The 26,794-nt window shown below is 72.7% G+C and carries 22 protein-coding genes and 1 riboswitch; of the genes, 12 read left to right on the top strand and 10 right to left on the bottom strand.

The window, feature by feature from the left end; translation table 11 throughout:
* Positions 1–377: 377 nt before the first annotated feature.
* From ABIA38_RS33930 to ABIA38_RS33910, 5 genes are all read right to left on the bottom strand, one after another.
* Positions 378–1,175 carry a hypothetical protein gene (locus ABIA38_RS33930; protein WP_424642754.1) on the bottom strand — a complete coding sequence of 266 codons (798 nt, stop codon included), beginning with the start codon at positions 1,173–1,175 and terminating at the stop codon, positions 378–380.
* 121 nt (positions 1,176–1,296) lie between these two features.
* Entirely contained in the window at positions 1,297–4,050 is a 2,754-nt protein-coding gene (locus tag ABIA38_RS33925; RefSeq protein ID WP_424642753.1) for an SdrD B-like domain-containing protein, read from the bottom strand.
* A 343-nt stretch (positions 4,051–4,393) separates the two neighbouring features.
* Positions 4,394–6,937, bottom strand: a complete 2,544-nt coding sequence (locus tag ABIA38_RS33920; RefSeq protein WP_424642752.1) for an ABC transporter permease — start codon at positions 6,935–6,937, stop codon at positions 4,394–4,396.
* Entirely contained in the window at positions 6,937–7,764 is an 828-nt protein-coding gene (locus ABIA38_RS33915) for an ABC transporter ATP-binding protein (RefSeq protein ID WP_424642751.1), read from the bottom strand. Before ABIA38_RS33915 ends, ABIA38_RS33920 begins: the two co-directional genes overlap by 1 nt.
* Before the next feature lie 194 nt (positions 7,765–7,958).
* On the bottom strand, positions 7,959–8,654 hold the full coding sequence (locus ABIA38_RS33910) for an Ig-like domain-containing protein (RefSeq protein WP_424642750.1): 696 nt from the start codon (positions 8,652–8,654) through the stop codon (positions 7,959–7,961).
* A gap of 239 nt (positions 8,655–8,893) precedes the next feature.
* Positions 8,894–9,012, top strand: a riboswitch (cobalamin riboswitch).
* 141 nt (positions 9,013–9,153) lie between these two features.
* Here ABIA38_RS33910 and ABIA38_RS33905 point away from each other — a divergent pair.
* Both ABIA38_RS33905 and ABIA38_RS33900 read left to right on the top strand, forming a co-directional pair.
* Entirely contained in the window at positions 9,154–9,897 is a 744-nt protein-coding gene (locus tag ABIA38_RS33905; RefSeq protein ID WP_424642759.1) for a (2Fe-2S)-binding protein, read from the top strand.
* Between the two features lie 419 nt (positions 9,898–10,316).
* On the top strand, positions 10,317–10,982 hold the full coding sequence (locus ABIA38_RS33900; RefSeq protein ID WP_424642749.1) for a hypothetical protein: 666 nt from the start codon (positions 10,317–10,319) through the stop codon (positions 10,980–10,982).
* A 1-nt stretch (position 10,983) separates the two neighbouring features.
* Here ABIA38_RS33900 and ABIA38_RS33895 read toward each other — a convergent pair whose 3' ends face one another.
* Positions 10,984–11,757: a phosphotransferase gene (locus ABIA38_RS33895; RefSeq protein WP_424642748.1), complete on the bottom strand. Its 774-nt coding sequence runs from the start codon at positions 11,755–11,757 to the stop codon at positions 10,984–10,986.
* Between the two features lie 646 nt (positions 11,758–12,403).
* Here ABIA38_RS33895 and ABIA38_RS33890 point away from each other — a divergent pair.
* On the top strand, positions 12,404–13,084 hold the full coding sequence (locus ABIA38_RS33890) for an HAD-IA family hydrolase (protein WP_424642747.1): 681 nt from the start codon (positions 12,404–12,406) through the stop codon (positions 13,082–13,084).
* Between the two features lie 95 nt (positions 13,085–13,179).
* On the top strand, positions 13,180–13,893 hold the full coding sequence (locus ABIA38_RS33885) for a L,D-transpeptidase (protein WP_424642746.1): 714 nt from the start codon (positions 13,180–13,182) through the stop codon (positions 13,891–13,893).
* A 77-nt stretch (positions 13,894–13,970) separates the two neighbouring features.
* Here the strand turns inward: ABIA38_RS33885 and ABIA38_RS33880 are convergent, their stop codons facing one another.
* A complete protein-coding gene (locus ABIA38_RS33880) occupies positions 13,971–15,248 on the bottom strand; it encodes a TerD family protein (protein ID WP_424642745.1) in 1,278 nt (425 codons plus the stop codon).
* Positions 15,249–15,392: 144 nt separating this feature from the next.
* Complete coding sequence (locus ABIA38_RS33875; protein ID WP_424642744.1) at positions 15,393–16,316, bottom strand: TIGR03619 family F420-dependent LLM class oxidoreductase; 924 nt, start codon at positions 16,314–16,316, stop codon at positions 15,393–15,395.
* Between the two features lie 113 nt (positions 16,317–16,429).
* Here ABIA38_RS33875 and ABIA38_RS33870 point away from each other — a divergent pair, with 113 nt between their 5' ends.
* Together ABIA38_RS33870 and ABIA38_RS33865 are read left to right on the top strand one after the other, a co-directional pair.
* Entirely contained in the window at positions 16,430–16,861 is a 432-nt protein-coding gene (locus tag ABIA38_RS33870; RefSeq protein WP_424642743.1) for a MarR family winged helix-turn-helix transcriptional regulator, read from the top strand.
* A 127-nt stretch (positions 16,862–16,988) separates the two neighbouring features.
* Positions 16,989–17,969, top strand: a complete 981-nt coding sequence (locus ABIA38_RS33865) for an LLM class flavin-dependent oxidoreductase (RefSeq protein ID WP_424642742.1) — start codon at positions 16,989–16,991, stop codon at positions 17,967–17,969.
* Between the two features lie 31 nt (positions 17,970–18,000).
* Here the strand turns inward: ABIA38_RS33865 and ABIA38_RS33860 are convergent, their stop codons facing one another.
* Positions 18,001–18,744 carry a hypothetical protein gene (locus tag ABIA38_RS33860; protein ID WP_424642741.1) on the bottom strand — a complete coding sequence of 248 codons (744 nt, stop codon included), beginning with the start codon at positions 18,742–18,744 and terminating at the stop codon, positions 18,001–18,003.
* A gap of 133 nt (positions 18,745–18,877) precedes the next feature.
* On the opposite strand from ABIA38_RS33860, the gene ABIA38_RS33855 reads away from it, so the two are divergent.
* From ABIA38_RS33855 to ABIA38_RS33840, 4 genes are all read left to right on the top strand, one after another.
* On the top strand, positions 18,878–19,756 hold the full coding sequence (locus tag ABIA38_RS33855; protein ID WP_424642740.1) for a metal-dependent hydrolase: 879 nt from the start codon (positions 18,878–18,880) through the stop codon (positions 19,754–19,756).
* Between the two features lie 123 nt (positions 19,757–19,879).
* Positions 19,880–20,614, top strand: a complete 735-nt coding sequence (locus ABIA38_RS33850) for a DedA family protein (RefSeq protein ID WP_424642739.1) — start codon at positions 19,880–19,882, stop codon at positions 20,612–20,614.
* A gap of 41 nt (positions 20,615–20,655) precedes the next feature.
* On the top strand, positions 20,656–21,597 hold the full coding sequence (locus ABIA38_RS33845; RefSeq protein ID WP_424642738.1) for a hypothetical protein: 942 nt from the start codon (positions 20,656–20,658) through the stop codon (positions 21,595–21,597).
* A 176-nt stretch (positions 21,598–21,773) separates the two neighbouring features.
* The gene (locus ABIA38_RS33840; RefSeq protein ID WP_424642737.1) at positions 21,774–23,114 is read left to right on the top strand and encodes an NlpC/P60 family protein; all 1,341 of its coding nucleotides are present in this window, start codon (positions 21,774–21,776) and stop codon (positions 23,112–23,114) included.
* A 101-nt stretch (positions 23,115–23,215) separates the two neighbouring features.
* On the opposite strand, the gene ABIA38_RS33835 is transcribed toward ABIA38_RS33840, so the two are convergent.
* Complete coding sequence (locus tag ABIA38_RS33835) at positions 23,216–23,707, bottom strand: inorganic diphosphatase (protein WP_020549566.1); 492 nt, start codon at positions 23,705–23,707, stop codon at positions 23,216–23,218.
* A 159-nt stretch (positions 23,708–23,866) separates the two neighbouring features.
* On the opposite strand from ABIA38_RS33835, the gene dacB reads away from it, so the two are divergent.
* Both dacB and ABIA38_RS33825 read left to right on the top strand, forming a co-directional pair.
* A complete protein-coding gene (dacB, locus tag ABIA38_RS33830; RefSeq protein ID WP_424642736.1) occupies positions 23,867–25,267 on the top strand; it encodes a D-alanyl-D-alanine carboxypeptidase/D-alanyl-D-alanine endopeptidase in 1,401 nt (466 codons plus the stop codon).
* Positions 25,268–25,392: 125 nt separating this feature from the next.
* Positions 25,393–26,550: a zinc-dependent metalloprotease gene (locus tag ABIA38_RS33825; RefSeq protein WP_424642735.1), complete on the top strand. Its 1,158-nt coding sequence runs from the start codon at positions 25,393–25,395 to the stop codon at positions 26,548–26,550.
* Positions 26,551–26,794 lie beyond the last annotated feature (244 nt).

Genomic DNA, 26,794 nt, shown 5'->3' with positions numbered 1-26,794 from the left:
ACCCGCTCGAACAACTCCCACAACTCGTCCGGCACCAACCGCTCCACAAGCGTCACCGCATCAGACTACCGATCAATCCAAATGAGACGACTTCTTAGGCGGCTCCCTCAAGGCCCAGGTCAGCAAGTCTCTGACCTGGGCCTTTTGCATTCCTTGAGGCTTTCTGGGGCCTGCTGTCAGGTCCAGAGTCGGTTGCCCGGGGTGCCGCCCGGGGTGATGCCCGGGAGTACGTAGGCCACGGCCGAGGCGTGGTGTCCGATCAAGGGGGTCGGTGCGTCCTTCGTGGCCAGGCGGTTCTGGGCGGCCGGGGTCGACGAGGAGTCTCGGCAGCCGAGTCGCGGCGGTCGAAAGCCGCGCCGCTCATCCGCGCGGCGACGTCACCCGGCGATCCACGGCGCCTCCGGCATGCGCACCTTGTCGTCGCGCCCGGCGATCTCGATGGTCGTCGGGGTGTCCAGGCCCGGCATGCGCATCGTCGCCCGCCGCAGACCGCCGTCGCCGTCGACCCAGTACGTCAGCGGCGACCGGGCGCCGGCGCTTTGCCCCTCGCGCGCCGCGTTCTGGGCGCGCGGACCGGAGAACCGGTCGTAGTCGCGGCCCTGGAGGCGCTCGCGGCCCAGCCAACGCGCCCCGGACTGCGCGAGCAGCAGCGGGTTGTCCGGCCGGTCCGCGCCGAGCTGGATCAGGAACCGGAGCCCGGAGTCCAGCGGGGCCGCGGTGTAGGCGCGCGGTGACCAGCCCTGGCGAGGGATGCGCTCGGCCTGTTCCCACGCCGGGCCGCCGGCGCCCTCCGGCATCGGTGCCACGCCCAGGCCGTTGCCGTCCCAGACGATCAGGCCGCGGTCGAGTCGACCGGCGGTCCCGGTGACCTGATAGCTGCCCACGGCGTGGTGGGTGCGGTAGTCCACCACCGCCTCGACCCGGGTCGAGACACCGCCCCCCTCGGTGGCGGTGAGGGTGATCGCGACCGGACTGGCCTGATACAACGTCAGCCGCGACAGCGCCAGCCGTGACGCCTCGTCGACGGTCACCGCCCGGTCCGAGTCCCCGTCGTCGGACAGTGCCCGATAGCCCGCCAGGCCGGCTGCCACGGTCGCGCACACCGCGACCGCCACCAGCGTCACCAACCAGAGCCGCCGACGCGGCGTGCGGTCGTCGGCCTTCTTCCGGGTCATGCGGATGCCTTTTCTCCCGTCGGTCAAAAACTCGGGCGGGTTCACGGACCAATGGTCCGTGAACCCGCCCGATCCATCCCGATCGGCGGTCGGGGGTCGACTGCCGATCGCCGTAACGGAGTTACCTCTGCCGGGCTTCGCGCCTACGGAACAGCACGAGTGCCCCGCCGCCCAGGGCGATCAACGCCGCCGAGATGCCGAACACCAGGGGCAGGTTCCCACCCAGGCCGGTGTGTGCCAGGGGATTCGACGAGCCCCCGTGCCCGCCACCCGACGTCGATGGCGCATCGGGAGTCGCCGGCGGGGTCGTCGGCGGAGTCGTCGTCGGCGGCGTGGTGGGCAGCCGCTTGTTGACCGCGGTCACCGACACCCCGGCTTCGAGGTTGTCGGCATTGAGTACCAGTGGGCCGAGCACCGGCTTCTCCGGCGGGGCGTAGCCCTCGGGAGGGCTGACTTCCTGCCAGTAGTACGTCCCGGGTGGCACGTCGCGGGTGCAGATGCCGTCGGTCCCGGTCGTACAGGCGTCCCCGATCTTCGTGTCGGGGGTGGCGCCGTCGGGTTGGAGTCCGTCGGTGCCGTTGGTTTCCTTCCAGAGTTCGAATTTCGCTCCGGCGAGGGGTTTGCCGTCCTGGTCGTTCTTGACCAGGCGTACCGCGCCTTCCTGTTGGCGGTATCCGAAGTCGAAGGTGTGGTCGTTCTCGCCGGGTCCGCCGGTGGTCAGCGCGCGTTCCGGGTAGTGTCCGCCCTTGGGGACGATGCCCTTGGAGTCGACGAAGCGGTTGTCGCCGACCCCCTCGTCGGTCGGCACCCACTGATAGAGGGGGCCGCCCTTGGCGTAGTCGGCCGGGTTGTCGATCCGGATGGTGTACTTGGTCTTCGGTTTCAGGCCGCCGGTGACGTTCGAGTCGTCGAAGTAGTACTCGCCGCGCTTGGTGGTCCTGGTCGTGCCGACCACCTTGCCCGACTCGTCGTAGAGGTTGACGGTGGCGCCCTCGACCGGACGTTGACTCGGGCTCTGGATGCCCTTGCGCTCGGGGTCGTACCAGACCCGGTTGCCGATCTGCAGCGGCGCCTGGTCGCAGAGCACCTCCAGGTCACCCATCGAAGCACCCTTGCCGAACGAGGCGTTGCCCTCGGTGTTCAGACGCAGACCGGCGGCGGGCTGCCGCTTTCCGTCCCGTCCGATGAACATCGTGCCGGCGCTCCACGGCGTGTCGGTGGGGTCCACACCGGCGGTCGCGACGAACTCCTCGACCTTCGACAGCGCGAGGCCGGCGTAGGACGCGTTCGGGTGGCCGCCACCCATGGTGTTCGTGTCGAAGAACCTGGCGCCCCGCGCCGTCTTCCCGCAGCCGGTGTTCACGTCCATGACGTACTTGCCGTCGGACAGGCACGCCTTGTTCAGGTCACCGCCGGCCACCATCGCGATGGTGGTCGTGGGGTCTCCGGCGCGTGCGTACGCCGTCGTCCGGTCGGTGAACCGGTCGCGGAACGCCAGCAGCATCGAGCCGTCGGTCTCGAACGCGAGGTCGGCCAACTCGGGTTCGGGGTTGGCCATGGCGTTGACGCACGTCTGACCGTTCTGCTGCGTGGGGAACGTATTCGTCCACGGGAACCAACCCTGCCCGGGGCAACTGCCACCGAGGGTGGCCTGGCGCGGGTAGTCCAGGGGCTGGTTCAGCACGGCCGCGCGGAAGGTCCCCGTCGCCGGGTCGAAGGGCAGGACCACGGCGCGCAGGTCCGAGACCTTCCCGGTCGATTCGCCCGAGCAGACGCCGCCGACGTAGCCGACGCCGTCCTGCAGGCCGAGGCCGTACGGACGCCAGTCGCCCGGTGCGGGGCAGCCGGGGTCCGGGATGGCGTAGGAGGCCACCGGCGCGGTCGCGGTCGGCTGGGTGGCGTCGTAGCGGTACAGCTTGCGGTTGTTGAGGTTGACGACGAACAGGTCGTGGCCGTCGTCGGAGACCTCGATGTCGCCCAGGCTCTCCTTGCCCGGAGCGGTGAGGAAGGCTTCGTCACTGGCGCCCACGCCGTGGGCCGACGTTCCGGCGTCCGGGACGGTGGTGAACAACGACGTCGTCTTGTTCGCCACGTCGGTGACGTAGATCCCACCGGCCCCGCCGGGGCCGTACGTCGTGTCGCGCTTGGCCGATGCCGAGCTGAACAGCCGCTTGTCCGACTTGCTCCAGCCGATGCCGTAGAGGTTGCCGGTCTCGGCCCTCGTGGCCAGGTTCGTCACGTTCGTGTTGACGCCGCGTGCGTTGTAGGGGAACGTCACCAACGTACGTTGGGACGTCGGTTCGTTCGTCGCGGGCTGGCATGCGGTGGCCAGCGGCGCGTTCTTCTGGCAGTAGTCGCCGGGGCTCCACAACCCCGTCGTGTACGCGACCTTCTTGCCACCGCCGAGGTCGACGAACTCCTCGTTGCTGCTGAGCTGGTTGGGCGCGCCGTCCAGGCCCTGCCGCGACGCGAACGCCGGGAACAGCACGCCCGGCTTCGGATTCACCACCTGGACCCGATACTTGCCGCTGCCGGACGGCTTGGCCTTGTCGGGCGCCAACGTGACCGTGCCGTCGGCGACCGTCACCCCGGTGACCTTGCCGCCGTCGTCGCCGGTGAGCGTCACCGTCACGCCACCGATACCCGGCTCCAGAACGGGACTCCACACACCGGTCGTGTCCACGGCCCGCACCACCCGGACCGTCACCGAACCGTCGTCTGTCTGCGAATACGCCGGCGTCGCCGCCAGCGCGAAACCGCCGAAACCCACGGCGAGCGCCGCGAGGCCGCCTATGGAGCGACGCACGCGTGCAGCCGACCGCAGTCGGCCCGGCGGGTTTAAGGCGCCGTCCGTCCGTTCACTTGAAGGTCCCATACCTGCTCTCATCGTCTACAAGGGCCCGACGTGATCCTGCGGGTGACTCACGGATCGGCCGTGACCCGCCTCGTTGGCGGAAGCCTAGAGTGGATTTGGCAAGTGCGTGACACCAAGGGGAAGTTGACGTTGAAATCGGTCCCCGAAGCGGCCTCCGCGCGCTCGTCGTGCCCGGACGCAGCCGATCCGGACGGCGATGACGAACACGCATTCGCATGGCGGTCGCCATCGCCACCGCTGTCCTGCGGCAGCCGACCGGCCGCATGCGGGCCGTCGCGGACGAAGCGAACAGGCCCCTGCGGGCACCTCGTTGCGCCCGCCACCACCCCCGCCCCCGCCGGGCTCAGCCCTGTGCCGCCCGCACCGGATTCGAGCGAAGCGCGTGCCACGTCGGCAGCAGCGTGGCCGCGAAGGTGAGGGCCGCCGCGGCGCCCACCACGGTCGCGTAGATCGTGATCGGGCCGTCCGGCAGCCAGGAGTCCGCCGCCGACAGGCTGAACGGGACCACTGCCGCGGCCGCCGCGGCGGTGCCCAGGAGTACCCCGATCAGCGTGGTGAGCGTCGCCTCGACCGCCGCCATGTGCAGGATCTGCCGCCGGGTCGCGCCGTTGAGCCGTTGCAGGCCGAACTCGCGGCGTCGGTTGTGGGTGGCCAGGATCAGCGAGTTGACCAGGGCCAGCGACGTATACAGCGTCAGCATGCCGATGATCAGGTAGTTGACCCACGCCTGGGTCTTCGATTCCTCGGCGTGCGTCTCCACAAGCGCGGCGCGGGACGCGGCCCGCACCCCCGGATGGTCCTTCGCCCAGACACCGAGCGAGTCGACCAGCCGATCCGGGGTGGTGCCCTCGGCGGCGCGGACCAGGATCTGCGCGGGCAGCCCGTTGGTGGTGTGCGGCGCGAGCAGCGACACCGGCAGCAGCATCGACTCGTATCCCGCCCGGGAGTCGAACAGCGCGACCACCCGCACGTCCGCCGAACTGCCGTCGCCGAGCCGCAGTCGGATCGAGTCGCCGGGCCCACGACGCACCTTGCCGGCGAGCCGGTTCGGCAGCGCCACCGTGTTGCCGCGCAGCTCGGCCAACGACCCCGAAGTGGCGGTCACCCCGACCGTGGCCAGGCCCGATTCGACGTCGACGCCCTGGAAGCGGATGCCGTGCCGATTGTCCGGCGCGGTGCGCGGGCTCTCCACGAAGCCCGTGCTCGCGACATACGTGCTCGCGCTCGCCACCCCCGGGAGCCCCCGGACCCCGGCGAGCAGCGCCGGGTCCAGACCGCCGCCCACGCCGGTCAACACCGCGTCGGCCCGCAGGCTTCGGGTGTACTCCCGCTCGCCCTGCGTGGTCGTGGTGGTCTGGATGTACAGCTCGCCGGTGCTGATCGCCACCGCGAGCATGATCGGCGTCACCACGGCGGCCATCCGGACCGAGGTGACCCGCGCGCCGAGCATCGCGACCCGGCCGGACTCGCCGGTGAGCGCGCCGAGCGGGCGGGCCAGTACCGATGTGCACATCCGGATCAGGCCGGGCGCGAGCAAGGCCAGCGCGATCGCGGCGCAGATCGCCGCCGGACCCGCGGTGCTCGCCGCGACCGGGCCCTTCAGGACGTACGCGGTGACCAGCATCAAGGTGGCCGTGCCGGCCAGTGCGAGCAGCGCGACCACCAGCCGGAACCAGTTGAACCAGCGCTGTCGGAACGCGGATTCGGCGAGCGCCTCGGTCGGCTTCGCGGTCACCGCGCGCCACGCGCCTACGTACCCGCCGACCAGCGCGGTCAGCAATACCGCGCCCGCCGCGGCCACCGTCGGGATCCAGCCCGATTCGAACTCCACCGTCTCGGCGACCATGCCCGAAGCCACCAGCCGGTCGAACAGCCCCCGCCCGGCCGCCGGCCCGGTGAACCAGGCGACGCCCGCCGCCAACACCGTGACCAGGAACGTCTCGCCCAGCAACATCCGGCGCAATTGGCGGGGCGTGGCGCCGATCGCCCGCATCAGCGCGAACTCGCGACGCCGCTGCTGTACGGACAAACCGATGGTGCCAGCCACCACGAATACCGCGACCGCGACCGCCAGTCCGCCGAACACCGCGGCCAGCGTGATCAGGTCCGACCCGTTCGTCAGGATCTCGGGATGTTCGACCGCGCCACGATCGTCGCCGGTGAGGATCCGGATCGGCTGGTCGTGCAGGGCCCGGGAGACCCGCTTGCGCACGGTGCCGCGATCGGCGCCGGGTGCGAGGGTGATCGCGATGTCGGCGACGGTGCCGGCCGGCGCGGCGAGCCGATCCGCCTCGGCCGGGTCGAAGAACACGCCGGCCTGCGGGACGGTGCGCGCGGCCCGCGCGATGCCGGTGACCCGGTACGCGCTCGCTCCGCCGTGCGCGGCGATCTCGATCCGGTCGCCGACGGCCACCCCCGCGCGGCGGGCCAGCACGGTGTCCACGACCACCTCGTCCGGCGCGGTCGGCGCGGCGCCGCGATCCAGTGCGTAGGGGGTCAGCGGCGCCGAATCCCAGCCGTGGCCCTGGGCCTTGTGGTTGCCGCCGGGCCCGGTCAGCGCGGTTGCGAAGGTACGTTCCCCGACCACCGTGCGCACCCCCTCCAAGGCGCGCACCCGATCCACCAGCCGCGCGTCCAACGGCACCCGCTCGCGGAGCGCGTAGTCCCGGGTACGGTCCGACCCCTCGCGCGGGCCGGTGAAGGTCGGGTCGCCGATCACCAACAGCGAGGCCTGGGCCAGTCGTTGCGGCGGCGCGTTGTTGCGGATCCCGGTCTCCAGGAGGCCACCACAGGCCATCACCACGGTCGCGCCGAGGCACAGCGCGATGAAGGTGGCCACGAAGCCGCCGGCCCGAAAACGCAGCGTGCGCAGCGCGAGCCCCCACATCAGCGGACCTCGCCGAACGACTTGCCCGGACGGGTGCGCGGGTCGTCCGCGAACGCGCCCAGGTGGGTCATCCGCTCCGCGATCGTGTCCACGGTCGGCGCGGTCAGCCGATCGGCGATCCGCCCGTCGGCGAGGAAGACCACGTGGTCGGCGTAGGACGCGGCGACCGGATCGTGGGTGACCAGCACGATGGTCTGCCCGTCGACTCGTACCGACTCCCGCAGCAGGCCGAGCACTTCGGCCGCGGTCCGGGTGTCGAGCGCGCCGGTCGGCTCGTCCGCGAACAGTACGGCGGGGCGCACGGCCAACGCGCGGGCGATCGCGACCCGTTGCTGCTGGCCGCCGGACAACTCGTGCGGGCGGTGCCGGGCCCGGTCGGTCAGGCCGACCCGGGCGATCACCTCGGCGATCTCGCGGCGGTCGGCACGTTTGCCCGCGAAGCGCATCGGCAATGTGATGTTCTGCTCCACGGTGAGCGTGGGCAGCAGGTTGAACGCCTGGAAGACGAAGCCGATCCGCTCTCGGCGCAGCCTGGTCAACGCGTTCTCGTCGAGCTCGGCCAGCGGCCGGCCGGCCACCGTGACCGAGCCCGAGGTGGGCCGCTCCAGGCCCGCCGCGCAGTGCAGGAACGTACTCTTCCCGGACCCGGACGGGCCCATCACTGCGGTGAACGAGCCGGGTGCGAAGGCGATCGTGACCCCGTCGAGGGCGGCCACCGAGGCCGAGCCCCGGCCGTGGACCTTGCGTACCGCGTCGAGCCGGACGGCCGACTGCCCGCTCTCCTCGACGTCGTTCGTGCGCCGTTGCCCTGTCGGTCGCCCGCTCACATTCGTCCTCCCGCCGGGTTGCGCCGCCGCCCGCCGCGACGCCGTACCCAACGCTAGGAACGCGCGACCCACCCGCCCATGGGGCGGGCCGGCCTCTGGGGGGTGGGTCTAGACCCCCCTGACCCCGGCCCGATGGGCGGCAAGATCGGCGTGGTGCTGCTGATCGTGGGTCTGGCCGAGGTGCTCTACGCGCTCTACCTGATGACCCGAGAGTTGCGCAAGGCATGACGCGGCGCCGTTCGGCCGACCCGCGCGCCGGTCGGTCGGCGGCGGGCGACCAGGACCAGTACGCCCGCGGCGGGCAGCGCGCTGGCCAGAAACGCCAGGAGCAGCCACCGTCCATCCGCACCGGCCCCGGTGGAGTGCGGGCGCGGCGCCCATTCGGCGGCGGCCGGCCGCAGTCGGCCGACGCCGCGACGCCCGCTGAGTCGATCCGAGATCGGCTCGCCCACCTGCGCGCCCGCGCGGGAACCGGCCGGCAACACATCGATCCGCACACTCGCGCCGGCCTGCCGACCGAGCCGGTCGCCGATCGTGTAGCGGAAGCCGTCCCGGCCGGTGAAGCCCGGACCCGGGGTGTAGCGCAACACGGCGGCCGGCCCGGTCGGTTGCTCGGGGCGGAACACCAGGCCGTGCTCGGGCATGGTGTACGACAACACGACCAGCCCCTCGCCGATGTCGTTGTCCAGGATCGGCACATCCACCGGTTGCCCGGCCCGGGTCTCGGCCCGATCGGCGACGGCCCGCGGTGCGGGCGGCCCAACCGGTGCCGGCGGGCCCGGCCGGGGGTCGGCGGCCTGCGCCCCGGTCGGCGCGAACAGGACGGCGCAACACGCGAGTACCGCACCCGCTCGGCGGGTGCGGGTGGGCGCGGCGAACGCGGTGGGCACGAACATCTCCCTGTATCGGGGGCATCGATGGCATCGAGGGCATCAGGGGTATCAGGGGTATCAGGGGCATCGGTCCGGAAACGGGACGATCTCCGGGCGATCCCTCCGATCCTGGGCCCCCACGTCCGCCGGTCCCGGGCACGGCACGCGGACCGGCGCCGGCTTCACCCCCACGCGTGGCGGTGGACCGGGCCCCGCGCGCGTGCGATGGTGGTGGACGCCATGCGACGGCGGTACGCGGAAGCCGGTGTGAATCCGGCACGGTCCCGCCACTGGGATCGGAAGCGACTCCCGAACCGGCCACGACCCCGGCGGGGTTGGCAGGCCGGGAGGAGCGACGATCCGAGAGCCGGGAGACGCACGCCGTCGCCACCCCACGACCCGGGGCGGAGCTCCCCGAGAGAGGCCGGTGTGCCGCCATGTCCTCGGTGTCGAGCCGCATCCACACCCGCGCCGGCGCTGCCGGCCGCGCCGCGCCGGGCGTGCGCCGTTGACCGGGGTGGGCGGGCGACTCGCCGAGGTGGGGCCCTACTTCGAGCTGCGCACCGGGTCGATTGCCGACGGTGCGGGTTTTCGGCCGTTGGCCGAGTTGTACGACCCGGCCGCGCCTGCCGCGTGGGCGGATCGGGTGGAGTGGGTCGGGGGCCGGCTGGGCACCGACGAACCTCGCGTCGCCGCGTCGATCCTGTATCAGGGCGTGGCCTCGCGACTGTGGTCGGTGGCGCTCGGCGCGGCGGTGCTCGGCCGAGTGTTGCCCGACCTGGACCCGGGCCGGACCCACTGGCGTTTCCCGGACACCGGGCCGATGGAGCTGTGGACGCCGGATCCTGTCGGCACCCCGGTGGCCGCCGACCGGTCGGGGATCGACGCCCTGTACGACGCGGTGGTCACCGCCCAGCTGATCCCGCTGACCCGCGTCACCCGGGCCGTCGTACCGGTCGCGGAACGCCTCCTGTGGGGCAACGCGGCAGCCGCGCTGGCCGGCGCGGCCCGTGCGCTGGACCGGCACGTCGCCGGCACCGAACCGGAACTCACCGCGACGATACGGTCGTTCGCCGCGGGCATGCTGACCCGGGACCGACTGCGCGGCATGATGTTGGCGTGCCGCCGCACCACGTGCTGTCTGTACTACCGAGTCCCCGGCGGCGGCGTATGCGGCGACTGTGTCTTCCACGACAACCCCCCACAACCACCCCGCCCGCGGCTCGCCGCCCTGGCCCTCGGCCACGAGGGCGACCACTGACCGGTACACGATCGTGCGCCGTCCACGGCGTGCCGCGCCCGGTACGGAACGGCGGGGCGCGGTCCGGGGTTCCGCCCCGCGCCTGCGCGGCGGCCTCGAACGCCCGGGCCGGGTAAGGGTGTTCGGCGTCGAGGTCGGCGGTGGACCGGGCCCGGTCGGCGGCCGGGCCGACGGCCGGATCGGACACGCCGGGCGAGGCATCCGGGTGACATTCCCCGATCCTCGGCCCGAACCTTTCTAGCCTCGGCCACGAGGCACCGATTCCGGCCCGACGAACGTGGGCGCCGGGAGCGTGTCCTCGGTCCTGCCGGGTCTGCGCCCCCGGCAGGATCGGGGAGACGGTCCCGGACCCCGAAGCGCCCCAGAGGACGAACGACCCGCCGGGGCGCGTTCCTCGGCGGCAGAGGAGCACGCCCCCCATGAGTACGAACAGCGGGCCCACGGCGCCCGATCCCGCCCCGTCCCCCGCCGAGTCGGCCGGCGCGTCCCGCGCCGTCGACCCCGAACTCCCGCACCACGAGCAAGGTGCGGCCCACGAGCCCGCACGCCTCGACCAAGCCGGCGCACACCACGGCGAGCGGCCCGACCGGGTCACCGTGCAGAGGCCCGAACAGGTCGGCCGAGCCGGCACCCCCGGGCCGGAGCCGCTCGACGAAGCGACCGCCCACCGGCCGGAGCAGCCCGCCGTGCCCAAGGTCGGACGGGCCACCGAAGCCACCGCCCGCCGGGCGGAGCAGGCCGAAGCAGCCACCGCCGACCGGCCCGGCCGGGGCGCCGGGCCCACGTCCCGACCACTCGGCCGAACCCCCACGCCCAAGGCCCGGCCCGGTGCCGGGGCCAGTCGGCTTCGGGCCGCCGGGCAGGGCCGGGAGGCCGCCGGCCGCAGGGTCACGGAGGTCAGGGAGCGGACCGTGGAGGTCGGCCACACGGCGGGGCGGCAACTCTTCGATCACACGCCGGACCCGTTGCGGTATGCCACCGTCGTCGGCACCGCCCGGGCCCGTCGACGGCCCACCCCCGCCGCGTTCGCCGCCGTGGCGATCGTGGTCGCCCTGGTCTGGGCGATCCGTCGGTCGCGGCGCTGACTCAATCCGCGGGCGCGTCCTGCGCCCACGTCCGGAGCATCCGCCGGGTCGCCTCGTCCGCGCCCGCGCCGTACTTCGCGGGCGCCGTCGCGGCGATCGCGACCCGTACGTCCGCCTCGGCGCACCCGGCCCCCCGGGCGTACTCGGCGGGCAGCGCGGTCTCCAGGGCCGAGGCCAACTCCGGCTCGCCCGCGTGCGCGAGGATCAGTCCGCTCAGGTCCTCGCCCGGCAGCCCGTAGCCGGCATACGCCCAGTCGAGCAGTACGACGTCCCGATCCCGCGCGATCAGGTCGACCGGCCGCAGGTCCAGGTGGCACAGCACGTACGGGAGCGCCGCGGCCCGGGTCGCCCACGGCCCGACCGGGGGCGGTCGTTCGAACAACCAGGACGGCCCGGCCGGTCGCGAGGCCGCCTGCGCCGCGCCCAGGCGTCGGGCGAAGTCGGCCCAGCGGGGGAGGTCCCACGTGGTCCCGGACATCCCGCGTACATAGTCCAGCCACAACGCCACCGACCCGTCCCCGCGCGAGTCGGCCTGCAGGGTCCGGGGCGCGGTCAGCCCCTGCGCCGCGTAGACGGTGTGCGCGAAGCCGCTCCGATACGCCTCGACCTCCCGGGCCCAGTAGCGCGGATTGGCCGGTGTCGTGTCGTCCGGCGTGGCCAGCTTGAGCACCGCGTCGGCGTCGCTGCCGAGGATGTGCCAGACGTGGGCGTGGGCGGACAGCGGGGCGGCGCCGAGGGGCGAGCCCAACTCCGGCGGGACGGATTCGATGCGCACCGGGGGCGGCGCGCCGGACTCACTCAGGTTCGGCTCCGGGACGATGCGCCGACGGTCGACGCAGGACCGAGGCTCGGGGCGGGCGCCGCCGGCCGATGTGGTGGCGGTAGGCGAGCAGGGACGCAGGCCGGCGGGCGTGTCGGCCCCGGCCGCGCACGGCCCGCCCGGCCGGATGCGGCTCGCCGGCCCGAGCGGGCGACAGCGGTGCGGGCCCGGATCCGGGTGCAGGCGCGGGCATCGACACCGGAATCCGGTCTCGAACCGGAGGCGCCGCGTCGGCGGCCGGTGCGACCTTCGGCAGCGGCGGTGCCGGTGTGGGCGGCTTCGGCGGCGGGTGTGGCCCCAGCAGGCGGTCCTCGAGCCAGGCGAGTCCGGGTATCAGCAGGAACATCACGATCGGTGCCAGCAGAGCGAGGACCAAGTACATGGTTTGCCGCCTGGGGTGAGCGTATCCGGGCCGTAGTGACCCCCTAGCCGGTGGCGAACGGCGCAAACGTGACGGTTAGGCAACGGCAGATGTTTCCCCAGGTCCAGAGTTGATCACTTTCGATCGATTTCTGAGCTGTGTGGGTGGTCGATCAACGCAACGTGATCATGCGGCGGAAAAGCCTCGACGTTGCCCCGCCGCCCCTGACAGCCTGGTCGAATGGCGAACGACGGTACGACGCTCGACTGCGACGCGGTCCTGTTCGATCTGGACGGCGTGCTGGTGGACTCCCATCCCCTGATCGAACGCATCCTGCGCGCGTGGGCCCTCGATCGCGGCGTCGACCCGGACACCGCGGTGGCCGCCTCGTACGGTCGCCGGGACGTCGATCTGGTGCGCGTGGTCGCCCCCACGCTGGACGCCGAGGTCGAGGCCGCGTGGATCGTCGAGCGCGAGGAGCGGGACTTCACCGGGATTCGGCCGATCCCCGGCGCGGCCGGACTGCTCGCCGCGCTGCCCGCGACGCACTGGGCCATCGTCACGTCCGGCACCCGGCGGGTGGCGAGCGGGCGACTGCGCGCGGCGAAACTGCCCGAACCGGTGTACATGGTCACCGCCGAGGACGTCCGCGAGGGCAAACCGGCCCCCGAGGGCTACCTGCGCGCGGCCGGCCTGCTCGGCGTGCGGCCGGACCGCTGCCTGGTCGTGGAGGACGCGGAGAGCGGCGTACGCGCGGCCGAGGCGGCCGGCATGCGCTGCCTGGGCATCGGTGCGGCGCTGGCCGAGGGCGGCATCGGTGCCGCGCTGGACGCCTGGGCGGCGGATCTGCGTCCGGTCGATCCCGAACCGGTCACGGCCGGACATGTCCGGCTGAACATTCACGCGAATGGGTCAAACTAGGGACGCAACCTCTCGCGCCCCACCGGCGTCTACAAGGGTGCACGACTCGGGGAAACACACCACATTTGGGTTTGGGTCGGGAGAGGCACCACTCGATGAAGAAGACTCGTATATCCCTCGCGGTCACCGTGACCGCGATCTTGGCCGTGTCGGCCTGCAATGCCGGCTCGTCGAGCGACTCGACCGCGAAGGCCGGCGCCCAGTCGCCGGCGCCCGTCACCGCCTCGTCCGCCCCGACCACCCCGGGGCCCGAGACGAGCGCCCCGGCCACGTCGGCCGCCCCGAGCAGCAGCGTCCCGAGCAGCGCCGCGCCGAGCGAGACCCCGTCGTCGAAGCCGCCCACCGGCAAGCCGCCGGCCGGCACCGCCCCGGCGAGCAAGCCGCCGACCACGAAGGCCGCGCCGGCCAAGCCGCCGGCTGCGCAGGCCGGTCTCGACGAGCGCTGCCTGACCGGGCGGGCGATCTGCATCGACAAGCGCACCGACCGGCTGACCTGGGTGATCGACGGCAAGGTGCAATACGCGACCGACGTGCGCTTCGGCTCGGCCGAGACGCCGACCCGCGAGGGCGCGTTCAGCATCAACTTCAAGAGCCGCGACCACGTCTCGACGATCTACCACACGCCGATGCCGTACGCGATGTTCTTCTCCGGCGGCCAGGCCGTGCACTACTCGGCCGACTTCGCCGCGCGCGGCTACAACGGCGCGTCGCACGGCTGTGTGAACGTCCGGGACAAGGGCCTGGTCCAGCAGCTCTTCGAGGAGACCCGGGTCGGCGACAAGGTGATCGTCTACCGCTCGGCCAAGTAGCCGGAGCGGAGGGGGAGCCCGCTCGGCCACGACGACCGAGCGGTGCCGACCGCGCGGCGACCCCGCGCCGACCGGGCTCAGCGCTCCTTCGGCGAGCGCACCGTCTTGAACTCGGCCGGGCCCGCGCCCATCTCGAAGGTGCCGTCCGAGTAGAGCATCGGGCGACGCTCCTGCATCAGCTTCGAATACTTCTCCACGTGCCGGATCGAGACCCCCTCGGGGTCGGTGAAGTCGACCAGCGCGATCGCCACCCAGAACACCGCGCGTTTGTTGTTGAACAGCGGCACGGTCACCGTCGAGCCCTGACCGTCGGTGACCTCTGCGTGCGCGCCGTAGGACTTGAAGCTGCCGAAGCCGTTCTCCACCGCGCTGTACGCGCAGATCAACACATAGCCCTGCTGATCGGGACGGGTGATCCGGACCGTCTCGCGGCCGGGCGCGCGCGAGTCGCCGTCCAGCTTGATGTAGGGCGCGGAATTCAGGCTGCCGAGGTCGCGGTAGTAGACCACCCCGTCGCCCTCCGGCTTCCCGTCCGCCCGCGGACCCACCTTTGCCCCGGGCACGAACAGCGCGTACAGGTCGAGGTCGGCGCCGGTCTTGCGGCGCGCGTCGTCGCCGCCGTCCCAGACCAGCGACGCGGTGACGGTGACCGAGCGGTCGTCCTTGTCCAGGCTGATCGTCGCGCGCCCGCCCTTGGCCAGGTCGACCCGGCCGAGTGGCTCCTTGGCCATCGAGATCGGCGCGGGGGCCGAGGCCGGGGCCGGCTCCTTGACCAGGACATGCGCCGGCTCGGCGGGCGCGGGAGTCGGTACGGCGGCCGGCTCGGGCTCGGGTTCGTCCTCGACCGTGATGCCGAAGTCCGTGGCGAGCCCGGCCAGTCCGCTCGCGTAGCCCTGGCCGACCGCGCGCACCTTCCACGCGTCGCCGCGCCGGTACAGCTCGACCAGCACCGCGACCGTCTCGCCGCCGGTGAACGCGTCCGTCGGGTACACGATGCGCGCGTCGCCGGACGTGGTCACCGCGCTCAACCCCGGCACCCGACCGAGCGTGCTGCCGGGCCGGTCGGCGTCCGAACTCACCACGACCACCACACGGGCGATCTCGGCGGGCACCTTGGCCAGTTCCACACTCACGTGGGTGGTCCCGGCGGGCCCGGCCGCGGTACGGACCGCGCCGTCCCCGCCGACCGGATTATTGAAGAAGACCAGGTCCTCGTCGGTGCGCACCTTGTGCGCGTCGGTCAGCAGTACGGCGGACACGTCCACGACGTCGGCCGAGGCCCACCCGATCGAGACCTCGGCGCGGTCGCCGGTCAGCGGTGCGTTGGCCCCGGTGGGCAGCGTGACGTCGGACATGGAGGGCCCTCCCGCGTTGGACAAAGGCGCCGTATCGCGCCGTTGTCCAGGGGAACGACCCTCCCGCCGACGACGTTCCGAAAACCTGAAACTTTAACCAAGCAGGGGTAAAGTCCCAGGTGGGAAGCCCAACTTGAGGGCGATTCAGGCCCCGGACATCACCTTGTCGAACAACTTCCTGGCCTCGGCGAAGAACGCGGGCGCGCCCTCGGGACCGGTACAGAACACCTGGATCGGCAGCTGTACGGCGGTCGCCCCGGCCGCGATCACCTCGGCCGCGCCGGCCATCGTGCGGGCCAGGTCGAACCGGCCCGCGTCGTCCTTGACCAACGGCAGTGGCCCCTGCACCCGCAGCGCGCGCGGATCGCGGCCCGCCGCGGCGAGTGCCTCGCGGATCCGCAGCACGTCCCGGGCCATATCCGCGGTGGACAGGCCCATGATCGGGATCCAGCCGTCGCCGCTGCGCACGATCCGGTCCAGATTGCGCCGGCCCAGCGTGCCGCCGATCCACAGCGGCACGCCGCCCGGCCGGACCGGCTGCGGCGCGCAGTAGACGTCGGTGAAGTTCACCGTCTCGGACGCGAAGGACGCGGGCAGGTTCGTCCACAACACCTTGCACGCCGCGAGCGTGTCGGTGAGCAGCTGCCCCCGCGTGTCCCAGTCGAGCCCGGCGGCGTCGTACTCCTCGCGCTGCCACCCGGTCGCCACGCCCAACTCCAGGCGCCCGGCGGAGATCCGGTCGAGTGTCGCGGCGGTCTTGGCGAGCAGCGTCGCGCCGCGCAGCGGGGCCACCAGGATTCCGGTGGCCAGGCGCACCCGCGAGGTGACCGCGGCGATCGCGGCGAGCAGGGTGAGCGGCTCGGGCCAGGCCGCCTCGGGCGGGGTGGGGAAGCGCCCCCACGAGTAGTGGTGCGTGTTCGGGCCCATCACCACGTGGTCCACCAGCACGATCCGGTCGATCCCCGCGTCGTCGGCGGCCCGGCCGACGTCCACGAAGCCGCGCCAGTCGCCGGCCGGCCAGGTGCCGAAGTTCGGCAGGCCGATGGAAAGTTGCACGTCGGTACTCATCCGGATGCTCCGTCGGGTCGAGGTCGGGCGAGGAACTGATGGTGCGTCAGTTCCACTGCGACGTTACACCTCGAATCATTCGAGCTGTAACGAAGTTCGGCTAGGGTGTGGCCATGACCACGAGGGGAGACGACATCGGGTCGGCCGAATTGCCGGGGCTGACCGCACTGCTCTACGCGGCCACCGCGCGCCTGGACGCGCACTTCGCCGCCTGCGCCGGCGCCGTCGGGTTGACCGCGTCGCAGGCCAACGCGGTGCACGAACTCGCCGCGCCGCTGGGGATGCGTGAGTTGGGCCGACGGATGTGCTGCGAGCCGCCGAACGTGACCTTCGTGGTGGATCGCCTCGAAGAGCGCGGCCTGGTCGAGCGGCGCCCGCATCCGAGCGACCGGCGGGCCAAGCTGATCGCGCTCACCCCCGCCGGCACCGAGCTGCGGGCGCGCCTGTTCGCGGGCCTCGCCGTGGACCCACCGCTGGCCGGGCTGCCGGACGCCGATCGGCGCGCCCTGCGCGTACTGCTCGACCGGGCGCTGCACGGCCGCTGACCGGTCCGGTCCCGGCCGACGTCGCCGGGCCCGGCACTGGTTCTCCTCGACCGTGGCCACTAACCTGACGCCCCATCAGAGATGGCGGCGCCGCTCACCCCGGCGGCGTCGAGGACAGGAGAACGGCATGGCTGTGTTCGCGCTGCGTTTCGACTTCCGCAATCCGGCTTTCGCCGGCACGAGCATGGGGGAGCGCTACGCGGCGGCACTCGACATGGTCGAGTGGGCCGACCGGCGCGGCTTCTTCATGGTCACGCTGTCCGAACACCACGGCTTCGCCGACGGATACCTGCCCGCCCCGCTCCAGTTCGCCGCCGCGATCACCGCGCGCAGCCGCACCATGGGGGTGACCATCGCGGCCATTCCCGCCCCGCTGCACGACCCGCTGCACCTGGCCGAGGAACTCGCCGTCCTCGACCTGCTCAGCCAGGGCCGGGTCAACGTGGTGCTCACCAACGGCTACGTGGACACCGAGTTCGCGATGTACGACGTGCCGATGCGCGAGCGGGTGGGGCGCACCGTGGAGACCGTCGAGACGTTGCGGAAGGCTTGGACGGGCGAGGAGTTCGAGTATCGGGGCCGGACCGTGCGGGTGACCCCGGCGCCGTTCCAAAAGGGCGGGCCGCCGATCATCCTCGGCGGCAGCGTGGAGGCCGCCGCGCGTCGTGCCGCGCGGATCGCCGACGGGTTCATGCCATCCAACCCGGGCATCTGGGAGTTCTACCGGGACGAGAAGGTCACCCTCGGCGAGGAGGACCCGGGCCCGTACTTCGGTGGCGACACCGGCTTCTTCCACCTCTCGAACGACCCCGACCGGGACTGGGCCCGGATCGCGCCGCACGCGCTGCACGAGGTCAACGCCTACGGCGAGACGATGGCCGCGGCGGGCACCGCCGGGGCGGGCGGCTACACGAGCGTGACCGACGCCGACGCACTGCGCGCGGGTGGTCAGTATCGGGTGATCACCCCGGCGACCCTGGTCGCCGAGCTGAAGGCCCAGGGCGACGCGGCGTTCGCGATTCTGCACCCGATGATGGGCGGCATCCCGCCCGAGCTGGCCTGGGAGAGCCTGCGCCTGTTCGAACACGAGGTGCTGCCCAACCTGTGACGCCCGCCGGCGCGGCGGGCGGGCCGCCCGGTCAGCGGTGCGGTGCGCCCGCGACGAAGTCCTTGGTGTGGTCCCACCAGGTGCGCCGATCCGGCGGGAAACGCCGCAGCGAGCGGGCCAGCTTGGTGTCCGCGTGCGGCGACGTGCGTCCCGGACCCTCCTTGTAGCGCCAACGCGCCCACGGCGACTCGGGCTTGGCGATGCGCAGCGCGGACACCATCGCGACGAACGGTACGAACACCCCGATCAGCCCGGTGGCCACCTTCCCCTTGGCCAGCGCGCACAGCGCGAAGGCCAGGTTGAACACGACCACCACGGCGGCCACCGGCTTGGTGTCCCCGTCGCCCAGGCCGAGCGGGTTGGCGCCGACGAACAGCAGCAATCCCATCGCCGCGGTGATCAGTACCGCGTCCACCGACTTGCGGCCGTCCGCGGCCCAGTAGACGTCGTCCAGGTGCACGAGCAGCGCGAACTCGTCCAGGGTCAGCGCCGCGCCCATCCCGAAGAACCCGGCGAGCACCTGGCGCAGCACACCGCCCGGTTCGTAGGCGAATTCCAGGGCGCCCGCGATCAGCATCAGGAAGATTCCGTAGACCTGGTGGTGCACATGGATCCGGCCCACCACCATGTTCCGGAACGGGCCCTTGCCCGCCCGGATCAACCTGGTGATCAGCCGGGTCACCGCGAATGTGAAGATGAAGGCGACGAGCATCCAGCCGACACCGTGCGGCCCCGCCTCGGCGTCGCGCGCCAGCCGGGCGGTCGTCGAGATCAAGCCTTGGTCGTGCACTTACCGTCCCTGAACGCGATTCCCGTGTGCGGACGATTGTCCATGATCGAATGGACCGAAGGCCGCCATCGCCGCACCGGCGGGACGGCGACCGCACCGATTCGAGACTAGGACGCAGATGCCCCTCCCCACGAGCTCCACCGAGGTGACCTTTCCGGCGGGCGCGACCACCGGCGAAGCACCGATCCTGGCCGCACCCCGGCTGCCCGACGGACGGACCGCGCTGGTGGTCGCGCGTACGCCGTTCCATCCGCTCGACCACACCTGGCCGGACCAGCCCGCCGACACGGGGGTGATCCGGGTGGCGGGCGGCGAACTGGCCGTCGTGGACTGCGTGACCGGCGCGGTCGGCCCGGACGGGGAGTTCGCGGTGGGCGAGGCGATCCCGGTCCGGCGCGGCGACCAGGCGTGGGCGTGGCTGGCGCTGCACGTGGTCGCCGAGGTGCCGGGCGAGCCGGCCGACCTGGTCGGCGCCGCCGCGGAACTCGTGGTGGACGCCGAGCGCCGGGCCGCGCTGAGCGCCGCGCACACCTCGTGCCATCTCCTCGCCTTCGCGCTCAACGCGACGCTCGCGCCGCGCTGGCGCAAGGAGGTGCGGGTGGACAGCCTCGGCCGGCCCGATTTCGACAACCTCGCGATCACCTCGTCCCGGATGGACGAGGGCGGCAGCCGCGACGAGTACCGGATCGGCAAGTCGCTGCGCAAGAAGGGGTTCGGCGCCGAAGACCTGGCCGCCGACCTGCCCGGGATCCGGGCCGAGGTCGAGGCGCTGCTCGGCCAGTGGCTGAAGACCGATGCCGAGGTACGGATCGAGGTGCCGGGACCCGCGCTCACCGACCGCCGGGTGTGGCACTGCGGACTGCCCGACGGCGACGCGCACATCCCGTGCGGCGGCTCGCACCTGGGCCGGCTCGGCGAGCTGCGTGCCCTCGGCGTCGAACTGACCCTGGACGACGAGGGCGCCCTGGTCGCGCTGACCCGGCCGGAACGCGGCTGACCCCCCTCGGGAACCGGTCCCAGGATGCGGACGTTACCCTCGGAAGGAATTCTCTTTACCTAATCATGACCTGGTCGGGGGACTTCCGAGGTCCGCCATCGCCCGTTCCAGGAGGCTCGCGCCGTGCAAACCATCGCCCTGGGTCCATCCTTCCTGGACCCCGACAAGCTGATCTCCACGTTCGGCCTGATCGGCATCCTGGTGATCGTCTTCGCCGAGTCGGGCCTGCTGATCGGCTTCTTCCTGCCGGGCGACTCCCTGCTGTTCACCACCGGCTTGCTGGTCTCCGACGGCAAGTACATCTCCCAACCGCTGTGGCTGGTCTGCCTGTTGCTCTGGATCGCGGCGGTGGTGGGCGACCAGGTCGGCTTCCTGTTCGGCCGCAAGGTCGGGCCCGCGCTGTTCAATCGGCCCAACTCCCGGTTCTTCAAACGGGAGAACGTGGAGAAGGCGCACGAGTTCTTCGACAGGTACGGCCCACGCTCGATCGTGCTGGCCCGCTTCGTGCCGATCGTGCGCACGTTCACCCCGATCGTGGCCGGCGTGGCCCGGATGAAGTACCGCACCTTCATCGTCTACAACGTGCTCGGCGGCCTGCTGTGGGCCTGCGGGGTCACCCTGCTCGGCCACTCGCTGGGCCGAGTGCGCTTCGTCCGGGACAACATCGAGTTCATCCTGGTGGCCATCGTGCTGATCTCGGTGATCCCGGTGGCGATCGAACTCCTGCGCGCCCGCTCGGCGGCGCGCCGGCGCGCCGCCGAGGCGCCCGCAGCCGAGCCGGCCGGGCAGCCGGCTGGTCGGGGCCGGCATCGTGCGGACCCGGGTCGCCCCGAGCCGGAGCCGGGCGAGCGGCGCTGAGCCGTAGGGGTCGGCGCCCGGGCGCCAATAGAGTGCACGCCATGCGCGCTCAACTTCTGGCCCGGGCAACCCTGCCGTCCCTGTGGAGTCTCGACCGCATCCCCGGTGCGGCGGCCTGGCTGGCACACGGCGTGGACGGTTCGCTCGTCGTGCTCGACGATTCGCTGACCACCGTGCGCGAGATGCGACTGCCCGGGGACTGGAAGGGCGGCCACTCGGTCACCCCCGACCTCGGCCACTTCGTCGCCTCGGCGCCCGACCGGGTGGTCCTGCTCGACGCGGCGGCGGGCACCGAGGTGTGGTCGCACCCGCATGTGCCGTGGGAGTCCGAGGAGGCCGGGTCGGCCGCGGTGACCGCCGCCGGGATCTGGGCGATGACGCGCACCGCCGAGGGGGACCGGTGTGTCCTGCTCGACGGCGCGGACGGCCGCGCGCAGGCCTCCTGGCCGCTCGAACCGGCCACCGTCGGCTCCGAGTTGTTGCCACACCCCGACGGGGTGCACGTGGGACTGGCCGCGTCGCACGCGGACGACGCGTACCGGATCTTCGTACTCGGCGCGCACGCCCCGGAGTCGGCCGTCGAGGTGCCGCCGGGGGAGAGCCGGGTGTTGACCGACATCCACGGCTCCGGTCGGATCATGCTGACCACGCCGATCGAGGCCGGCCCGTTGGCGCTGGTGCGCTTTCCCGACGGCGCGGTGATAGCGGCGCGGCCGGGCGAGCAGGTCTTTCCGGACCCGGACGAGGTGTTCGACATCTACGCCGGCTTCCTGCGCCGCGACCTGGTGCTCGCGGCCTCCTCCGGCGAGCGGCACGTGTTGTTCTCGGTGCCGGACCTGCGCGCCGTCGCGGAGATCGACTATCCCGAGGACGCGCCGCGCGAATGGCTCGTGGTGCGTGCCGACGGCACCTGGCTGACCGCCGACGCGGAATCCGGGACGGTGTGCGCCTGGGCGCTGGAACACCAGCCGGCGGCCGGGTGACCCATGGGACCGGTGTGCCGGACGGATGTTCGAGTCATCTCCCGTGAAATAAGCCCATTAGCGGGAAATATGTTGCTTATGGTGCAGCTGTGATCGCGGATCGTTAGCGTGAGGAGACCTGCCCGGAATCGGAATATCCGGTTCCCCTCGGTGCCCGCCGCTTGGAGGGAGACCGCATGCCTCGACCGTTCATCCGCGGCACAGTCCCGGCCGGACTCGCCGCAGCGATCGTCCTCACCCTCACCCCCGGAGCCCTCGCCGACGACCCCGGCGGGTCCGCGTACCCCGGCGCCGACCAGGTGCGCCGGGCCCGGGAAGCGGTCACCGGCAAGGTCGCCGACGTCGGCCGGATCGAGGCCGAACTGGACCGCGAAGCAAACGATTCGGCCCGGCTCGACATCCGCGCCGGGGCCGCGGTCGAGGCGTACGACGGCGCGGTCGTGCTCAGCGGGCGAGCCCGGGACCGGGCCGTGGCGGCCGACGCCCGCCTGCGCACCGCCGACGCGCAACTGACCCGCGCCCGGGACGAACTCGGCCGGCTGGCCGCGCACACCTACCGGATGGGCGGCGGCGCCGGACTCGGCGTCTTCCGGGCGGTCCTGGGCGCCGACTCGCCCGGCGACCTGGTCGCCCGGATGGAGAGCCTGCGCCGGATCGCCCGGGACGGCGACGACACGCTGCGCCGCTGCACCACCGCGGTCCGCGACGCCGCGACGGCCAGGACCGACGCCGAACACACCGCGGACGCCGCGGCCCGCGCCGCCGAGGCGGTGCGCGCGGCCAAGGACCGGGTCGAGGCCGAACTCGCCGCGCAGCAACGCCGGGTCGGCGAGATCACCGCCCGCCGCACCGCGCTGCTGACCGAACTGGCCGCGCTCAAGCAGACCTCGGTCGCGCTGGAGACGCAGCGCCGGGAGGGACTCGCCGCCGAGGCGCGGCGCCGCGCCGAGGAGGCGGCCCGAGCCCGGGCCGAGGCCGAGGCGGCCCGCGACCAGGCCCGCCGGGAGGCCGAGCGGCAGGCCGAGGCGGCCCGCACGGCGGGCCAGGCGGCGGCGAACCGGCCCGCCGACCCGGCCCGGCCCGCGAAGGGCACCGCACCGGTGGCCGCGAGCCGCCCCGACCGGCCGGACAACCGCGCCGCGACCAAGGGCGCCGGCGCGTCCGCCGCGATCGCCTACGCCAAGGCCCAACTCGGCAAGCCCTACCTCTGGGGCGGTGAGGGCCCCCACGGCTACGACTGCTCGGGCCTGGTCATGCAGTCCTGGCGACAGGCCGGGGTCGAACTGACCCACTTCGCCGCCACGCAATACGTCGAGAGCACCCCGGTGTCCTACCGGAACCTGCGCCCCGGCGACCTGATCTTCTGGACCGAGTCCCGAAGCGCCGCCGACATCCACCACGTGGCGATGTACCTGGGCGAGGGCCGGATGATCCACGCGCCGCGCACCGGCGAGGTGATCAAGATCAGCAACATGTTCTACATGGGCACCCCGGACTTCTACGCCCGCCCGTCCTGACCGACGCCGGGCCACGGACGGCGAACGCCGATCGGCGGCGGACACCCCGCTCGGGTGTCCGCCGCCGATCGGCGTTCGGGTGTGCGCGGCGCGCTACCGGGTCAGTGGTGACCCTGTTCGGTGAGCCGCTTGCGCGAGGCCTCGACCTCGGCCTCGGCCTCGTCGCGGCCGACCCAGTTGGCACCCTCGACCGACTTGCCCGGCTCCAGGTCCTTGTAGACCTCGAAGAAGTGCTGGATCTCCAGCCGGTCGAACTCCGAGACGTGGTGGATGTCACGCAGGTGCTCCACGCGCGGGTCCGTCGCCGGCACGCACAGGACCTTGTCGTCGCCGCCCGCCTCGTCCGTCATGCGGAACATGCCGATCGCGCGGCAGCGGACCTGGACACCCGGGAAGGTCGGCTCGTCGAGCAACACCAGCGCGTCCAGCGGGTCACCGTCCTCACCGAGGGTGTCCTCGATGAAGCCGTAGTCCGCCGGGTAGCGCGTCGAGGTGAACAACATCCGGTCCAGCCGGATGCGACCCGTCTCGTGGTCCACCTCGTACTTGTTGCGCGATCCCCGGGGGATCTCGATGGTGACGTCGAACTCCAAGGCTCCTCCATGTGCTGCGCCGGGACCGTTGCCGGGACCGTTAGGGTCGTTCTGTCCGCGAGGCCGAACCCGGCACAGGTCCCGGACAGAACCTGATCTGGTCTCAGTGTCTCGCATGGCCGGTGGTCCGGCGGAAGGGGATGGTCTCGCGTGGCCGGCATGAGGAGCAAAGCGATCGCCGCGGCGCTCGCGGCGGTGCTGCTGGCGGCACTCGCGACCCTCGCCCACGGGTCCTGGAAGGGCGAGCCGCTCGCCGCCCGGGCCGACGAGCACGGCAGGCAGAGCGCGAACACCGCCGCACCGGTGCTCGCGCCGGTGTCGGGGGATCCCGCCGGGGCGACCCCGACCGAGGCGGGCATCCGGGCCGCGCTCGAACCGCTGGGCAGGAACGCCGCGCTCGGTGCGCCGCCCGCGGTGGCCGTGGTCGACGCGCTGACCGGGCGCCCGCTCTACGGCGCCAACCAGGACCGCCCGGCCACCCCCGCGTCCACCACCAAGATCACCACGGCGGTGGCCGCGCTCACCGCGCCCGGCCCCGACCACCGGATCGCCACCCGGGTGGTGCCCGGCTCCACCCCGGGCACGATCGTGCTGGTCGGCGGCGGCGATCCGACGTTGACCGCGCTCGACGGCAAGCAGTACGGCGCCGGCTTCCAGCCCGCCAAGCTGTCCGATCTGGCCGCCGCGACCGCGACCGCGCTCAAGGCGACCGGCACCACGCAGGTGAAGCTGCAATACGACACCGCGCTGTACACCGGCCCGGCGATGCACGCGATCGGCGTCAACGAGAACATCGCCCCGGTGGTGTCGCTGATGGTCGACGAGGGCCGGGTGGACCCGACGATCGTCGGCAAGGAGAGCACCCGGGTGCAGTCCCCGGGCGCCGACGCGGCGAAGAAGTTCGCGGCCATGCTCAAGACCGCCGGCGTCACCGTCGACGGCGCCCCCGCCGCGGGCACCGCGCCGGCCGGCGGCGCGCCCGAACTGGCCTCCGTACAGTCCCCGCCGCTGGCCGCGCTGGTCGAGCAGATGCTCACGGTCAGCGACAACGACCTGGCCGAGGCGCTGCTGCGTCAGGTGGCCGTCGCCAAGGGGCAGCCGGCGAGCTTCCAGGGCGGCACCACCGCCGCCCGACAGGTCCTGGAGGGCCTGGGCATCGGCTACGGCGCGTCCAACCTCAAGGACGGCAGCGGCCTGGACAAGGACGATCGGCTCACCCCACAGACCCTCGTGCAGACCCTGTCCGCCGCCGCCTCGCCGGCGCACCCCGAACTGCGCCGGGCGCTGACCGGGCTGCCGATCGCGGGCTTCACCGGCACGCTGAGCGAGCGGTACGGGCCGAGCAGCGGCGCCGCCGACGCGGCCGGCGTGGTGCGGGCCAAGACCGGCTCGCTGACCGGGGTGAGCACCCTGTCCGGACTGGTGCGCGATCGGGACGGTCGACTGCTCGCCTTCGCGATCCTGGCGGATCGGTTCGGCGGCGACCCGGACCCGGCCCGCGCGGCGATCGACCGGATGGCCGCGGCGCTGGCCGACTGCGGCTGCGGTACCGCCGGCTGAGTCCGCGCCCGCCCGGTCGCCGGCCCGGCTCGGCGCCGCTCCCGGGTCCGGCAAAACCCGAACCCGCGGAAGTCGCGGACCCCGGTTCCTCTTTCGAGGCCGCGCCGAGCACGTACCGTGGCCGTATGACGAGCGGCAACGGTGCGGACATGATCGATTGGGACCTGGCCGTGGCGACGGTGAACCGGCTCGTGCGGCCGGGACCCGACGTCGGACGGGACGAGGCACGGGCCGTGGTGGCGGAGTTGCGCGAGCACGCCAAGACGTCCGAGGGACACGTACGGGCCTTCACGGGACTCGACTCCGGCGACAACGACACCCCGGTCCTGGTGGTGGACCGACCCGGCTGGGCCCGCGCCAACGTGCAGGGCTTCCGGCACGTGCTGCGCCCGCTCCTGGACAAGGTGGAACAGCGCCGCGAGACGCTGCCGGGCGGCGCGGCCCTTGGCACCGTGGGCGGCAAGGTGACCGGGATCGAGCTGGGCACGCTGCTCGCGTTCCTGTCCTCGCGCGTGCTCGGCCAATACGAGACATTCGCCCCGCAGACCCCGGGGGCGAGCGGTCGCGGTCCGGGCCGACTGCTCCTGGTGGCCCCGAACATCGTCCAGGTCGAGCGCGAACTGGGCGTGGATCCACACGACTTCCGGCTGTGGGTGTGCCTGCACGAGGAGACCCACCGGACCCAGTTCACCGCCGTACCGTGGTTGCGCGACCACCTCGAACAGGAGATCCACGGCTTCCTCGGGGAGACCGAGGTCGACCCCTCGGCGGTGCTCGGCCGGCTGCGCGAGGCGGTCTCCACGTTCGCCCACGCGCGGCGGGGCGGCGCCGAGGCGGAGAGCGAGGGCGGCTCGCTGGTCGAACTCGTGCAGACCCCCGAACAGCGCGAGATCCTGGGCCGGATCACCGCGGTGATGTCGCTCCTGGAGGGGCACGCCGACTTCGTGATGGACGGGGTGGGACCGCAGGTCATCCCCACCGTGACCGAGATCAGGGAGAAGTTCGCCGAGCGCCGCGCGCAGGGCACCGGGCGGCTCGACCAGGCGCTGCGCAAGCTGCTGGGGATGGACGCGAAGCTGCGCCAGTATCGCGACGGCGAGCGCTTCGTCCGCGAGGTGGTCGGCCGGGTCGGCATGGACGGCTTCAACCGGGTGTGGACCTCGCCGAACACGCTGCCCACCAAGGCCGAGGTGGCCGACCCGGGCAGCTGGGTGGACCGCGTGCACGGCCGGGCCGGCACCGCCGGCGCCACCCCGCCGACGGGCCCCACCGACCCCAAGTGAACCGCCGGGCGACCCGGACCACCGGGGAGCGCGCCGGCCGACCGCTCGTCGACGCCGCGCCCCCGGTTCCGGTCCGGGCGGTCCGGATCGCGCCCGCGTCCCCATCCGGGCGACATCCGGTGGTGTCTGCGGCCCGGGGCGCTTCGGGTGACGTAGCGTGGGCAAACCAAATCTCTTCGGCATATCTCGCGGAGGCCGCGACCTCCGCGAACCGGCCGAACCGGACGTGCAAGGAGGTGTCGTC

It is taken from the genome of Embleya sp. AB8, assembly GCF_049739465.1.
In the GTDB taxonomy this organism is placed as follows: Bacteria; Actinomycetota; Actinomycetes; order Streptomycetales; family Streptomycetaceae; genus Embleya.
Note: the sequence above shows the minus strand (reverse complement) of the source record. Positions and strands in the feature narration are given on the sequence as shown.

Excerpts from the sequence above, each read along its gene's own strand:
- ABIA38_RS33930 (WP_424642754.1), bottom strand. The coding sequence starts at position 1,175 with ATGACCCGGAAGAAGGCCGACGACCGCACGCCGCGTCGGCGGCTCTGG.
- ABIA38_RS33925 (WP_424642753.1), bottom strand. The coding sequence starts at position 4,050 with ATGGGACCTTCAAGTGAACGGACGGACGGCGCCTTAAACCCGCCGGGC.
- ABIA38_RS33920 (WP_424642752.1), bottom strand. The coding sequence starts at position 6,937 with ATGTGGGGGCTCGCGCTGCGCACGCTGCGTTTTCGGGCCGGCGGCTTC.
- ABIA38_RS33900 (WP_424642749.1), top strand. The coding sequence starts at position 10,317 with ATGAGTACGAACAGCGGGCCCACGGCGCCCGATCCCGCCCCGTCCCCC.
- ABIA38_RS33890 (WP_424642747.1), top strand. The coding sequence starts at position 12,404 with ATGGCGAACGACGGTACGACGCTCGACTGCGACGCGGTCCTGTTCGAT.
- ABIA38_RS33885 (WP_424642746.1), top strand. The coding sequence starts at position 13,180 with ATGAAGAAGACTCGTATATCCCTCGCGGTCACCGTGACCGCGATCTTG.
- ABIA38_RS33880 (WP_424642745.1), bottom strand. The coding sequence starts at position 15,248 with ATGTCCGACGTCACGCTGCCCACCGGGGCCAACGCACCGCTGACCGGC.
- ABIA38_RS33875 (WP_424642744.1), bottom strand. The coding sequence starts at position 16,316 with ATGAGTACCGACGTGCAACTTTCCATCGGCCTGCCGAACTTCGGCACC.
- ABIA38_RS33870 (WP_424642743.1), top strand. The coding sequence starts at position 16,430 with ATGACCACGAGGGGAGACGACATCGGGTCGGCCGAATTGCCGGGGCTG.
- ABIA38_RS33865 (WP_424642742.1), top strand. The coding sequence starts at position 16,989 with ATGGCTGTGTTCGCGCTGCGTTTCGACTTCCGCAATCCGGCTTTCGCC.
- ABIA38_RS33855 (WP_424642740.1), top strand. The coding sequence starts at position 18,878 with ATGCCCCTCCCCACGAGCTCCACCGAGGTGACCTTTCCGGCGGGCGCG.
- ABIA38_RS33845 (WP_424642738.1), top strand. The coding sequence starts at position 20,656 with ATGCGCGCTCAACTTCTGGCCCGGGCAACCCTGCCGTCCCTGTGGAGT.
- ABIA38_RS33840 (WP_424642737.1), top strand. The coding sequence starts at position 21,774 with ATGCCTCGACCGTTCATCCGCGGCACAGTCCCGGCCGGACTCGCCGCA.
- dacB (WP_424642736.1), top strand. The coding sequence starts at position 23,867 with ATGAGGAGCAAAGCGATCGCCGCGGCGCTCGCGGCGGTGCTGCTGGCG.
- ABIA38_RS33825 (WP_424642735.1), top strand. The coding sequence starts at position 25,393 with ATGACGAGCGGCAACGGTGCGGACATGATCGATTGGGACCTGGCCGTG.